Below are 13360 nucleotides of genomic sequence, written 5' to 3'. Positions count from 1 at the left end.
CTGTTCTGTGAACTGGCGGCGAACTCGATCAAGGTCGATGGTCCCGAACTGGCCAGGATCTGTGAGACAGCACGTGAATGTGAGATGTTTGTTTCCATGGGCTTTAACGAAGGAACCACCGTCAGTGCCGGCTGCATCTGGAATGCCAACACGCTGATTGGCGATGACGGCAGTATTTTGTGTCATCACCGTAAGATTGTGCCGACCTTCTATGAAAAGCTGATCTGGTCCCCCGGCGATGGCGCGGGACTGGAAGTGTGTGCGACGCGTCTGGGACGACTGGGCATGCTGATCTGCGGTGAGAATACGAATCCACTGGCCCGGTTCACACTGCTGGCCCAGGGAGAGCAGGTCCACATGTCGACGTATCCGCCCGTCTGGCCTTCCCACGATCCCGCGGTTCATGAAAACTATGATCTGAAAAATGCGATCCTGATTCGAGCCGGGGCGCACTCGTTTGAAGGCAAACTCTTCAACCTGGTGGCCGCCGGTTACCTGGATCAGTCAGCCCACGATTTGCTGAAACAGCGTGATCCCGAAGCAGCCCGTATTCTGGACGGCAGCCCCCGCGGTATTTCAGTTGCGATTGGCCCGAACGGAACCCCCGTCAGTGAGATCATGCAGGAAGAGGAAGGCCTCCTCTACGCTGACATCGACCTCGCACGCTGCGTCGAACCGAAACAGCTGCACGATCTGGCGGGAGGCTACAATCGCTTTGATATCTTCCAGTTGACCGTAGATCGTACCGCGCAGCGCCCCATCCGCTTTCTAGCCAACCATCGTCCCCAGGATGAGGAATCGTCTGAGGGCGACACGCTGACGTTTCACTCCTGATACGCTACCAGACAGAACTGCATTACTTCTTCGACAGTTCGGCATTTTTTCCGGTGAGGGCTTCGGCAGAATAGACGTGGATGTCCTGCTGCGGAAACGGAATCGAGATGCCCGCCTGGTCGAAGCGGCGTTTGACTTCGCGGGTGACCGAGGTTTTCACGTCCCACCAGTTTTCCGTTTTGGCCCAGGGACGACAGACGATATTCACGGAAGAGTCTGCCAGCGCGTGCGTCACCACCACAGCGGCGGGGTCTTTCAGAACCAGTTCGTGTTCGTCAAGGACCTCCTTGATAATCTGCTCGGCCTGTTCGAAATCATCATCATAGCCGATGCTGAATTCAAGATCGACGCGTCTGACTTTGTTCGCCGTGATATTGGTAATCACATTATTCCAGATGGAATTATTGGGTACATGAATGGTCTGATTATCAAACGTACGAAATGTCGTAGAGACGAGGTTCATCTGTTTGACGGTTCCGGTAATGCCCCCCGCGGTGACAACATTCCCGACATCAAACGGACGGTTAATCAGAATCATCAGACCGCTGGCGAAATTGCTTAAGGTTCCCTGTAATGCCAGACCTACAACCAGCCCGGTGGCACCAATGGCTGCCAGAAGTGGTGTGACATCAATTTCCAGTGCGGTGAGCGCGATGGCAAACCCGATGAGAAAGATAATGTTCTTGATGGTGCTGCTGATCAGATTCTCGGCAAGTTGCGTGAGCCTGACCTTACGTTCCAGAACCCAGCGCATGATCGCAGATCCAATTCGGGCGACTAACCAGGTAATCAGCAGAATCACCAGAAATTTGCCGAGGTTCCACGACATCCGCTGCCCGCCTTCTTTCGAAACGATCCAGCCTTTGATCCCATACCAGGCGGCGCTGGCATCAGAGGTATCCAGATCAATTCCTGAGACCGCGGCGATGTATTTTCGGTAGGACTCCACATCACCTCCCTTGAGAGAGAGTGAAGCGAGCACAACTTCCAGCCGGTCACTCAAAGCCGTCCGTTCATCCTGCAGTTTCGTGAGATTTACCAGGATCTGTTCCTTCATTACTTCCGCGGCATGGGTGGGTGTCGAGTCTTCATCCGGCGTAGCCGCTTTCGCCGCATTGCCTGTTTGCGCGCTGCTGTCAGCCGGTTCCCCCTCTGTTGTATTCTGATCTGCTGCGGCCTGTTCTGTAGAAGACTGATCCGGTTTGGCTGCATCCACGGCACTGTCAAGACCCAGGTTTTCCTGTGCTTTCTGCATCAGTTCTTCTTCGGTTTCTTTTGCTATCTTATCAGCAGTCTGCTGGACTGATTCTGCTTTCTTAAGTGATTCGAGTGCCTGCCGATCATCGCTGGTGCTGATGGCTTCATTGGTTTTTTTCACCCCCAGCCGGGCAGCGGCGATCTGACGTGCCTTGTTGTGTAATAATTTAAACCAGGCGTCGGCTTCGACCTGCAGTTCCTGCTTCGTAAGCGGCCTGACCATGATCTTTAACTGGTCGAGTGGAATCGTGGGGTCTATGGTGGTGAAGGGTTTCAGCTCCTGGGCGGGTTGAGCCGGTTTTACCTCTTTTGATTCTTCTGCCGCTTGTGTTTCCTGGGCAAAGACCGAGATGTTCGGGACAGAACACAACACAACGAGCATCAATAACAGCTTTTCAAATCGCACTTTAAACTCCGGAATCACATTAGAATATTTTGATGTTAGCGCACCTGCAGGCCGGGTATTCTTATCCTAGCATATCAGGCTCATGCTTCCAGTTTTTTTCTCAAAAGCCACCCATTCTCACATTAATTACAGGCTGGCCTGGTTGATTTCAGATTCTTATGAAATCCCGTAGTGAATACGTTAAGGCGTACGTTATATTTCAGCAGGCATATCGAATGCTCTCAAGAAACGTTCATTGCAAAATTCACCCCATCAAGGCAAGCCGGTCCATGACGACGACGAATTACGATCCTATTGCAGAGCAGTACAAGCGTTCCAAACAGCAACCCTGGCGAACATTCATTGAATGTTTCACGCTACTGGAACTGGCCGGTAATCCGCAGGGGCTGTCGGTGCTGGATGTCGCATGTGGAGAAGGATTTTATACCCGACTGCTGCGTGAACGGGGTGCCACACGCGTCATGGGCGTTGATCTCTCACAGGGCATGATTGAACTGGCGCAAATACAGGAAGCACAGAACCAGCAGGGAATTGAATTTATTGTGGGCGATGCACGGGAGCTGCCTGTCGCGGAACAGTTTGATCTGGCCGTCGCCGCTTATCTGCTCAACTATGCCCGCACGCGTGAAGAACTGCAGTCGATGTGTAACGGCATAGCGAATGCGCTGGAGCCGGGCGGACGCTTTGTCACCGTCAACAGCAGCCCGATGTTTCATTTTCCCGAAAGTCCTTCGTTTCGCCATTTTGGCTTTGAAACGTCTGCCAGCGCAAACTGGACAGAAGGCACGCCGATCACCTGGACCTTCCACCTGGATGACGGGCCGTTTGACATCGAAAATTACCATCTGGCGGCGGAAACCCATGAAGACGCCTTCCGCGCAGCCGGCTTTAACGAGGTCCGCTGGCATGCCCCGCAACTCGCACCCGAGGGACTGACAGCTAACACGCAGGACTACTGGTCCCCCCTGTTAAGTAATTCACCCATTACATTTATCGAGTGCGTGAAATAACCCTGCCCGGCTGAGCCTGACCTGCGGTCAATCCTCGCATTAATTTTCCGCCTGATTATTCGTCCCGACAATAGTTGTCTTGACAAGTATTGTCGGGACGAACATAATTGCGGACATGACAGCACCGGCGTCCCAACCCAATACGGAACAGGTACACTTTGACTCCCCCGAACAGGAAGTCTATCTGCAGCTCTGGCGGACTTATGACTGCCTGAAGGCCCTCGAAGAAGCTCTGTTCGTACAATATGATCTTTCGGCGCAGCAGTATAACGTACTGCGTCTGCTGCAGGCCGTCGCGCCAGGCACGATGCAGACGATGGAACTGGGACGACGGCTGATTTCGCGCGCCCCCGACACCACGCGGATGCTGGATCGCCTGGAAAAACGTTCTTTAATCCAGCGCAGTCGGCTTCCTGAGAATCGACGCGTCGTGGAAATTGCCATCACGAAACAGGGACAGGTCCTGCTGGAGACGATGGCGGACGCAGTCGTCAGCATGCACCAGAGCCAGCTGGGACATCTGAGTGCAGCACAACAGAAGCAGCTGGTGAAACTGCTGAAACGCACTCGGGAGCCACATGAAGATGCGAGCTGTGACTGGCTGGAATCAGATTGATCGGACAGGCAGCGCGGTATTACCGACCAGAGATGATGAGTTGAGTGAGATACAGAGATGGCAAATCAGGCGTGGCGAAAATCAATGAAAAAGTTGTGGCCCTTCGGTCTATGGTTACTGGCTTTTTATACGGTCTGGCTGACCATCATCGTCGCCACTGATGGCTGGCAGTCACTGCAGCATCACTGGCCGATCGCGCTGGCGATGGCTTTGGGTTCCTATATCGCCGGGTCGACTCCCATGGGGGGAGGAACCGTAGGTTTCCCGGTGCTGGTGCTGCTGTTTGACATGCCCGGTTCCCTGGGACGCAACTTCGGCCTGGCCGTACAGTCCATCGGCATGGTCTCTGCCAGTATCTATATTTTTGCGGCACGACGTCCGCTTGACTGGGGACTGTTACGCCCCGCGCTCGGCGGTGCGCTGCTGGGAACCCCCTTCGGAGCCGCCTGTGTCGCACCGTTTGTACCCGACCTGTGGGTCAAGCTGACGTTTGCGGTCGTGTGGTGCAGTTTCGGCATCATGCATCTGCTGAAAATGCGGGAGCTCGTTTCTGCAACAGGAGTCAGTGATCGCTGGCGCAAATACGATCGCTGGCTGGGCCTGGCGGTCGGCTTCAGTGGAGGCATCGTCGCCTCTGTCACCGGGGTGGGCATCGATATGATGGTGTATGCGATGCTGGTCCTGCTGTATCGCGCGGATCTGAAAATTGCGATTCCCACATCAGTCGTCATCATGGCGTTTACCTCGGTTGTGGGAATTACGACAAATGCGATGCTGTCGCGATTCCATCCCGGCCTGTATTACATGGATCCGGAAGTCTATGCCAACTGGCTGGCGGCCGCCCCGATCGTCGCGTTAGGCGCCCCCTTTGGCGCACTGGTAGTGAATCTGATTCCCCGCACGCCGACACTGCTGCTGGTTTCGCTGCTGTGCATCGGCCAGTTCGTCTGGACGATCGCGCATGAAGGCGTCTCCGGATTTGTTCTATTCTGCGCCGTCACTGGTGTACTGGCTGTCAACTTTCTGTTTCACCTGCTCTACCGCTGGGGACGCAATGAAGATGCCTTCCCGGTCCTGCAGTCAAACGAGGCAGAAACGCCAGCCATCCAGTTCGCGAGCGAAGAAAACGCCGGCTGAGGTGTATTTCACCTGTCTTGGTGACAGCGCAATGGTGATTGACGATAAAACCCAAAGTGGTGAACTCTTCGATTTTTTCTTTGGAACCGAAATCACCAATCGTGTACCATGCTGATTAATTCACTGTTCACAGAGAAAGGCGCGGTAAAAGCATTTATGACTGTTCCTTCCCCAGCAGCTGTCGATAACGGAACGACTGATTGCGTACAGCCCACGCATGTTCTGTCGCAATGGTTCGCGATTCTGACGCTCGTTCCCCTGCTGCTTGAAATTGTTTTACTGCTGATAACAGGGCAACTGGAACATTTTCTATGGCTGGCAGAACAGGCTGCTACAACCCTGTTGTTATCCTGGCCGGTTGCGATCCCACTCTTCATCTGGTGGGTGATCGGCCATGACCGGTGTGTCGAACGTGATGAACTCCACAGCCTGAGACTGCTATGGCTGACGCCACAAATCGTACTGCCAATTACTATGCTGGTTTTCGGCGCGGTGTTTGCCTCAGACGTATTGTTACCCTCTAATCGCTGGCAGGTGACTGTGGTTCATTGTCTGTACCTGGTTTCGATGGTTCTTTCTCTCAGCGCCATTTTTCAAAACCGTAATCGCCAGTCATTTGTAGCCCCCCTCAGTCTGTTTTCCATGCTGAACTCCACGGTTTGTGCGTTTACCGCAAGCTGCTCTGTCTCAGGCGACTGGCTCTGATTCAACACCAGTGCAATATCAGACAAAACAGAAAAACGCGGAATCCACTCTGATATCGCGGTTCCTGCTTGGCTCATGTAATCTTGTCGAGTAATATGGACGGCAACAGTTCCCAGACCATTTCCGCCTGTTGACGATCAGAAGAGAACCGAGTTCATGAGCAATGCGAAGAAGCTGGAATCGATGCTCGAATTCCTGTGCAATGATGTGTATGAGGCCATTTCATCTGACATTGATGAGGCACTGGAACATACAGCCCCGGGTCAATTCGCAAATCGCATTTCCGCACTGCTGCAGTTAGCCATTGAGGTTGAGGGAGAACAACTCAAATCTGTGATTAATGCGGCGGCGATATGCGATGTCCTTTTCATTCTCCGTCGCAGTATTCTGACAGACGAATTGGTAGATGACTCTGAGCTGCTGGTCGCTGCGGAACTGATGAAGTATTCCCTGCATCGTTTCAGTTTCATGGAAGAGTACAAACCGTATCTGTATGGCTGTGATGCTGAAGAATTTCGGGAACTATTGATCCAGTGGGAATCGGATAAGAGCTGGCTCGGGGGTGCGATTCTGGACGGTGCCGTGCTGGAACCCTTCCGATTGCTGGTCATGATTGCCTGTGTTATCAAAAAATCTCCTGAGTTATTTCAGTCTTACAGCAAAATACTGCTGCTGACTGCGAAACTGATATTGAATGCCAATGGAATTCAAAAGGAAGACCAGACCTTTTTCACAGAGCTGTGTAATGACCTGCGCGAATTAGAAGAATCATTCTGCGAACATCTGGATGTAATGACCGAATTGCAGAAGCTGAAAAGGACGGACGAGGTCGATAGCGTAAGTGATGCGCCAAACCAGATCACTCCTGAAGAATCATTAAAGCAGGGGCTGCAGGAACTCAATGCGTTGATCGGTCTGGATGCGGTCAAAGCGGAAGTCACGCGCATGGCCAACTTTCTGAATATCCGCCGGCAGAGACAGGCGCAGGGGATGCCTGTCGCCTCACAGACGCTGCACTTCGTCTTTACGGGAAATCCGGGAACCGGGAAAACGACGGTCGCCCGCATTATCGCGAAAATCCTGTACGGTTATCAGATTTTAAGAACCCCGAATTTCCTCGAAGCCGACCGGGCAACGATGGTGGGCGGTTATGTCGGTCAGACCGCGATCAAAACCAACGAAGTCATCGCGAAATCCACGGACGGCGTCCTGTTCATCGACGAGGCCTACACGCTGGCAAAATCGAGCGGCCAGGATTACGGCCAGGAAGCCATAGACACGCTTCTCAAGAAAATGGAAGACCTGCGGCAGCGCCTCGTCGTCATTGTTGCCGGCTATCTGGTCGAGATGGCGGAGTTCATCGAATCCAACCCGGGTCTGGAAAGCCGCTTCAGCCGCTATATTGTGTTTGAAGATTACCACGTTTCCGATCTGTGTCAGATTTTTGAAATGATGTGCAACGCCAATACGTATCAGTTAACGCCCGCCGCCCGCGGCAACTTGGCGATTCTGCTGAACCGGGTCTTCACCGACCGCGATCAGAATTTCGGGAATGCCCGCCTGGTCCGCAATGCCTACGAACGCACGCTGGGCAATCATGCCGACCGCCTGTCCATGAGCACCGAGCCGATCACCCGCGAATCGCTGTCGACCATCGAAGCGGTCGACCTCCCGTTTCGCATCGCAAAGGGAATGGCAGGGCCCGTCGACCTGAAGACTTCACGCTGGAGAGTCAACTGCCCGCACTGTGAAAACACGACAACCGCCAGTCTCCCTTTTCTGGGACAGATCGTCAAATGCAATGCCTGCAGCACCCGCTTCCGCTGCCCGTGGTGGAACCTGGACCGCAGTTCGGTCCCCGGCTTAAACGGCTTTGAACTCTACGAACGCCCAGGCGATCTGGATGGATACGATATTCAAGCTGAGGAAGCGACTGCTAAATCTTAAGAGAAATCACTTCTGCGATTTCAAAGCATGGGTCTTTGAAAACGTGTTTGAGAACATTGAGTCAAAAGTGAAGTGGGTCAAAGCGGAATAAACGGCTTCGCGATCACTTCTCATTGCACTCCCGATTTACCCGCTCAATTTATAACAGTTCTTACTTAACTAAAACGCATATTTTCAGAACGTGATCAAAAACAGCAGTCAAATTTTCACTATGGATCGTTTATACTGAACTCAGAAAAACACTAACCTGCGACTCAATCGAGAGGAGAAATCATATGACTGCCCAACGTATTACCCGTCGTGAAGCCCTGCAGACAACCGCCGCCCTGGGAGCGGGACTCTGGCTGGGGAGTTCCCCACAGCCGACGCGGGCTGCTGCGAATGAAAAGCTGAATGTCGCGGTGATCGGCATTGGTGGTCGCGGGGTGGCGAATCTGAATGGCGTCGCCAGGACCGAAAACATCGTTGCGCTGTGTGATGTGGATGACAGACGGGCGGGTAAAGCGTACGAGCGATTTCCCAAAGCGAAAAAATACGCCGACTACCGCCGGATGCTGGATGACATGGAAAACCAGATTGACGCCGTCATTGTGAGCACTCCCGACCACACGCACTTCCATCCCTCCATGATCGCAATGACGATGGGCAAGCATCTGTACTGTGAAAAGCCGATGGCCCATTCGGTCTGGGAAGTCCGCGAGATGACCAAACTCGCCACGAAAAACAATCTGGCAACACAGTTGGGCATGCAGCGACATGCGCTCGCCAACATGCATCGGGCCGTCGAACTGATCAAATCGGGATCGATCGGCGATGTGAGTGAAGTTTATAGCTGGATCAGTTCCACGCGAGGCATGCCACCCCAGCCGGTCAAAACGGTTCCCGTTCCCGAAACACTGGACTGGGACCTGTGGATTGGTCCCGCGAAGTTCCGTCCTTACGCGGTGAACTCCAAAGGGGAAGGCACACTGGCTCCCTACAACTGGCGGTTCTGGTGGGATTATGGCACCGGAGAGACCGGCAACTGGGGCTGCCACATTCTGGACATTCCCTTCTGGGCCCTCGATCTGAAATACCCGACCCGCGTGGATGCCTCGGGACCAGAAATCGACGCAGAGCGGACGCCGACCGAAATGTTGACCAGTTTCGACTTCCCGGCCAACGACAAACGGGGCCCGGTCAAACTACACTGGTCACAGGAGAAAAACGGACCGGCGATTCTCAAAGAAAAAGGACTCAAACTGAAAGGAGCCAACACGCTGTTTGTCGGCTCGAAGGGCATGCTGCTGACCGGGTTCGGCTCATTGAAACTGTTCCCGGAAAAATCCTTCGACGGCTTCAAAGCGCCCGAGCCCTTTATTCCCGATTCGCCCGGGTTCTACAAAGAATGGACGGACGCCTGCAAAGGGGGGAGCCCCGCGACCTGCAACTTCGACTATTCGGGACCGCTGTCCGAAACCGTGCTGCTGGGCAATACCGCCTTTCGCGCCGGCGGCGGCTTCGACTGGGAGGCTGACACACTCACAGCCAAAGGGAATGAGAACGCCAAACCGTATCTGCATTCGCAATTCCGTAAGGGCTGGGAAGAGTTCACGAGTTGAGCCTTGCACGTTCGATGAATGACATTCTGATTCGGGAAGCAACGCCCGCTGATACTGCGGAAGTGACAACCGTTTTTGAAACGGCATTTGCGCCACTGCGTTCCATCTATCGGCCCACCGACGCAGCGCTGGCCTGCCAGGCGGAACGTGCGCAGACCCGCACGCGACTGGTGGCTGAATTCGATGGCAAAATTGTAGCAACCGTTGAATATGATCTGCATGCGGAACATGTTCACGTCATCGGTCTGGCCGTCCATCCCGATTTCCAACACAAAGGCATCGCGCGGCGTCTGCTGGACTGGATCTGCATGCGTGCAAAAGAGCTTGGACTGCCTGCTGTCGTGTTAGATACTATCAGAGAGACTGGCAATGTCCCCCTGTTTGAAAAGCTGGGCTTTCGTGTGGTACACGAAGAGCCAGCGACCTGGTGTGTCAGCGAAACGTACCGGAAGGTTCATGACGTCAAACTGGAACGCATCGTCGTCTTAAAAAGATAAAAAAGCACCTTTTTAAGTCTCACGGATTATTCTGCCGTGCCAATATTGAGAGGATTGCTAACGCTGTGAATAGAAAAATAAGTGACAAATACAAATTGGCCGGGCAATCAGATGAAGTCGTTTTACGAAGCAAAAGTCAAATCATTTGCGTTTTGTCGTGTATCGCATCAATTATCAACTTTACCTTTTTCACTACTTGCTACTTCCTTCAGGAAGAATCTGTAAGGAACCACTCGGAAAGTATCCTGCTATCTTTATTGCTATTATTTTGTGTTAATATTGCTTATTTTTCATACTCGCTTATCGCCAAAATGAAATCCACCAGCATATTTGTTGCGGCCTTAGTTTCTTTCTCCATGATTTTCTCAATAATATTAATTGTGATCATCCCACTTGCCATGCTGCAAGTTTTTTTTAGTACATTAAGATAGCAGTCACTCAATGTCATCTCCAGCCGAGATCCGACTGCTCAGTTCGATGGAATCGGCACGACTTTCAGATTGACTTTGGAGTCGTCAATGATGCTCAGCACGTCGCGGCAGTATTCGTGGCAGTTGATGCAGGTATTCAGCGAATGCATGTAGGAATACGTGGCGCCGTCGAGATTTTTTTCTTCGGCCATCTTTGCGAGTTTCTGTGCCTGTTTGCGGAGTTCAGTGCGATGATGGGCATACACGGGATCTTTATGCGCCGCCCAGGCGGTGGCATTACAGATGCTGCTTAAGTCGGTGGCACCCCGGTGAATCTGGTCAAAATTCTTGGTGACCAGTCCATTGGTGATTTTCTGACTGCAGGCCAGTTTCGCCAGCATCAACGCCGCCTGCTGATCGCCGGGATCGGCTTCCGGCTTCTCGGACTGACTGGAGGCAGAGACGGCGCCCGCGATGAAAAAAACACCCGCCATAACCAGTAACCATCGTTGCGTCATGCTCATTTCTGCTCCTCTGAATGCGCGACAGGCAAGCCCGTGACGCAAAATAATATGCCCTGTTGCTGGAGGCCGACGCTGTATCCGTGATCTGTATAATCGGCTTAAACCTTCTTATCGGCTCTGGAGGTCCGATTTCTGAAATCAGGGAACAGGAATGACTCAAGAATTAACTGTCACAGCGATTGAACACCTGGTGAATTGTAGATTTTACATCGAAGGCGTGCCGCAGAAATCCTTCACACAATTTTCATCCTATGCCGCAGCCTGTCAGCAGCGCTGAGTCTACCTTCTTTTCTGCTGAGAATTTGATAAAATGATGCGCGAACGATTTTCAGCAGGCCGAGTCTGCATTCCTCAAATGGGTCACCCCGGAATAAGAGTCCTGACCCCTTTTTCAGTGAGCCCTCGATGAGTCAGGAAGACCAGCCGCGCATGAAGTTCGGCACGTTTGGTGGTGTTTTTACACCGTGTACGCTGACCATCCTGGGGGTGATCATGTTTTTGCGGTTCGGCCAGGTGGTCGGACAGGCGGGCGTACTGTATGCGATTCTGATTGTGGTGGCTTCGAAAACGATCACCACGCTGACGACGCTGTCACTCTCTGCCATCGCCTCAAACACGCGCGTCAAGGGGGGCGGTGCCTACTACCTGATCAGCCGGAGCCTGGGCGTTGAGTTCGGCGGGGCGATCGGCATTGTATTTTACCTGGCGCAGGCCATCTCGGTGGCCATGTATGTCATCGGTTTTACCGAGGCGTTTGTGGGAACCTTCTCTGCCTGGGAAGGGCATTTCGTTCTCATCGCGACGCTGATCAATGTCGCGACATTCCTCTGCGTTTATATTGGAGCGGGCTGGACCATCAAAGTTCAGTATTTCATTCTCGCCATTCTGGGGGCGGCACTCGCGTCATTCTACCTGGGTGCGTTCTCCAGCTTTGATCTCGGTATCATGCGCGAGAATCTCATGCCGCACTACGACGCGGGTGAATCGCTGTTTACCATGTTTGCTCTTTTCTTCCCGGCGGTGACCGGTATTATGGCAGGCGCGAACATGTCCGGGGACTTGAAAAACCCCTCTCGATCCATCCCGAAAGGTACACTGGGCGCTGTCATCGTGACTGCGGTGATTTATCTGTCACTGGCGCTCCTGCTGGGAGGGACGCGGCCGCATGCAGAGCTGATCGAGAATAACCTGATCATGAAAAACATTTCCGTCTGGCCGGTGTTGATTACCGCCGGCGTGTTCGCCGCGACACTCTCGTCCGCATTAGGCTCCATGATGGGTGCGCCACGAATTCTGCAGGCGTTCGCTCGTGACGATATTTTCAAACGGCTTTCATTTTTTGGTGCGGGCAGCGGCTCCAGTCGTGAGCCACGCAGAGCAACGGTCCTGACGTTCGTGATCGCCCAGATCTGTATTCTGCTGGGCGACCTGGATGCCATCGCGCCGATCATCACGATGTTTTTCATGATCACATACGGTTTGTTAAATCTGGCGACGTTTTATGAAGCCATGACGAAGAATCCCAGCTATCGACCGACGTTTCGCTATTGCAACTGGTCGGTCTCTCTGGCGGGCGCTGTGGGCTGTCTGGCCGTGATGTTTTTGACCAACTGGATCTGGGCAAGCGCGAGTATTGTCGTCATCAGCGGCTTATACTGGTTTATTCACTATCGCGAAATCGAATCGCGCTGGGGAGACCTGCAAAGCGGCGTGGTATTTGAGCGCGCCCGTCAAAGTCTGTTGAAACTCGAACAGGAAGCCTATCACCCCAAGAACTGGCGGCCGATCATTTTGACGCTGAGCGGCACGGCCTGGAATCGGCCGCATCTGGCGGTCTATGGTCACTGGCTGACAGCAGGGCACGGCATTCTTTCAATTGCGCATGTCGTCACGGGAGATATTGAGGAACACGCGGAACGCCGCGAGAAATTCGAAAACATCTTGCGTGCTTTCATTGCGAAAGAAGAACTGCTCGCATTTCCGGCAGTGGTGGTCTCGGAATATCTTTCGGACGGAGTCGAGGCCCTGGTTCAATGTCATGGCATTGGCGGTTTGCGGCCGAATACCGTTTTGCTGGGCTGGCCTAACAATCCTCAGAAGTCAGAGTCTTTCGGGTCGACCGTTCGTCTGGTTTCACGACTGGGACGCAGCATCATCGCGCTGCGATTCCTGGGCTATCGGGAAGAAGCGGGAGAGGTAACCAGTCTGGCAGTCGATCCCTGGGATGTCCCCACCGGTACGATCGACGTCTGGTGGCGCGGCAGGCGGAATGGATCGCTGATGCTGCTGCTGGCGCACCTGTTACATCAGAACCCCGCATGGCGTCACAATCGGATTCGCGTGCTGCGTGCCGTCACGAATTCTGAAGCGGTCGAAGAAGTGACACGTCACATTGAAGAACTTTCCACCTCCGCAC

The 13360-nt window shown here is 53.3% G+C and carries 11 protein-coding genes; 9 read left to right on the top strand and 2 right to left on the bottom strand.

The features are described from left to right. On the top strand, positions 1-834 hold an 834-nt coding region (locus tag AACZ40_RS23190; protein ID WP_339676024.1), incomplete at its 5' end, for a carbon-nitrogen hydrolase family protein. A 22-nt stretch (positions 835-856) separates the two neighbouring features. On the opposite strand, the gene AACZ40_RS23185 is transcribed toward AACZ40_RS23190, so the two are convergent. Then, positions 857-2497: a mechanosensitive ion channel family protein gene (locus AACZ40_RS23185; RefSeq protein ID WP_291176123.1), complete on the bottom strand. Its 1641-nt coding sequence runs from the start codon at positions 2495-2497 to the stop codon at positions 857-859. A gap of 269 nt (positions 2498-2766) precedes the next feature. On the opposite strand from AACZ40_RS23185, the gene AACZ40_RS23180 reads away from it, so the two are divergent. From AACZ40_RS23180 to AACZ40_RS23150, 7 genes are all read left to right on the top strand, one after another. Then, positions 2767-3507 carry a class I SAM-dependent methyltransferase gene (locus AACZ40_RS23180; RefSeq protein WP_291176120.1) on the top strand — a complete coding sequence of 247 codons (741 nt, stop codon included), beginning with the start codon at positions 2767-2769 and terminating at the stop codon, positions 3505-3507. 115 nt (positions 3508-3622) lie between these two features. Beyond that, the gene (locus tag AACZ40_RS23175) at positions 3623-4123 is read left to right on the top strand and encodes a MarR family transcriptional regulator (RefSeq protein ID WP_291176117.1); all 501 of its coding nucleotides are present in this window, start codon (positions 3623-3625) and stop codon (positions 4121-4123) included. 84 nt (positions 4124-4207) lie between these two features. Continuing rightward, positions 4208-5260: a sulfite exporter TauE/SafE family protein gene (locus AACZ40_RS23170; RefSeq protein ID WP_291176114.1), complete on the top strand. Its 1053-nt coding sequence runs from the start codon at positions 4208-4210 to the stop codon at positions 5258-5260. A 156-nt stretch (positions 5261-5416) separates the two neighbouring features. Further along, on the top strand, positions 5417-5965 hold the full coding sequence (locus AACZ40_RS23165) for a hypothetical protein (protein ID WP_291176111.1): 549 nt from the start codon (positions 5417-5419) through the stop codon (positions 5963-5965). Between the two features lie 156 nt (positions 5966-6121). Continuing rightward, positions 6122-7912, top strand: a complete 1791-nt coding sequence (locus tag AACZ40_RS23160) for an AAA family ATPase (RefSeq protein WP_291176108.1) — start codon at positions 6122-6124, stop codon at positions 7910-7912. Between the two features lie 275 nt (positions 7913-8187). Continuing rightward, a complete protein-coding gene (locus AACZ40_RS23155; RefSeq protein WP_291176105.1) occupies positions 8188-9513 on the top strand; it encodes a Gfo/Idh/MocA family oxidoreductase in 1326 nt (441 codons plus the stop codon). Continuing rightward, on the top strand, positions 9510-10010 hold the full coding sequence (locus AACZ40_RS23150) for a GNAT family N-acetyltransferase (protein WP_291176103.1): 501 nt from the start codon (positions 9510-9512) through the stop codon (positions 10008-10010). The genes AACZ40_RS23155 and AACZ40_RS23150 overlap by 4 nt, the downstream gene beginning before the upstream one ends. A 469-nt stretch (positions 10011-10479) precedes the next feature. On the opposite strand, the gene AACZ40_RS23145 is transcribed toward AACZ40_RS23150, so the two are convergent. After that, positions 10480-10938, bottom strand: a complete 459-nt coding sequence (locus tag AACZ40_RS23145) for a hypothetical protein (RefSeq protein ID WP_291176100.1) — start codon at positions 10936-10938, stop codon at positions 10480-10482. Between the two features lie 411 nt (positions 10939-11349). Between AACZ40_RS23145 and AACZ40_RS23140 the strand changes: the two genes are divergently transcribed. Further along, the coding region (locus AACZ40_RS23140) for an amino acid permease (protein ID WP_339676016.1) at positions 11350-13360 on the top strand (2011 nt) is incomplete at its 3' end.

It is taken from the genome of uncultured Gimesia sp., from assembly GCF_963972345.1.
Classification (GTDB): Bacteria; Planctomycetota; Planctomycetia; order Planctomycetales; family Planctomycetaceae; genus Gimesia.
Note: the sequence above shows the minus strand (reverse complement) of the source record. Positions and strands in the feature narration are given on the sequence as shown.

Excerpts from the sequence above, each read along its gene's own strand:
- AACZ40_RS23165 (WP_291176111.1), top strand. The coding sequence starts at position 5,417 with ATGACTGTTCCTTCCCCAGCAGCTGTCGATAACGGAACGACTGATTGC.
- AACZ40_RS23175 (WP_291176117.1), top strand. The coding sequence starts at position 3,623 with ATGACAGCACCGGCGTCCCAACCCAATACGGAACAGGTACACTTTGAC.
- AACZ40_RS23180 (WP_291176120.1), top strand. The coding sequence starts at position 2,767 with ATGACGACGACGAATTACGATCCTATTGCAGAGCAGTACAAGCGTTCC.
- AACZ40_RS23170 (WP_291176114.1), top strand. The coding sequence starts at position 4,208 with ATGAAAAAGTTGTGGCCCTTCGGTCTATGGTTACTGGCTTTTTATACG.
- AACZ40_RS23145 (WP_291176100.1), bottom strand. The coding sequence starts at position 10,938 with ATGACGCAACGATGGTTACTGGTTATGGCGGGTGTTTTTTTCATCGCG.
- AACZ40_RS23160 (WP_291176108.1), top strand. The coding sequence starts at position 6,122 with ATGAGCAATGCGAAGAAGCTGGAATCGATGCTCGAATTCCTGTGCAAT.
- AACZ40_RS23155 (WP_291176105.1), top strand. The coding sequence starts at position 8,188 with ATGACTGCCCAACGTATTACCCGTCGTGAAGCCCTGCAGACAACCGCC.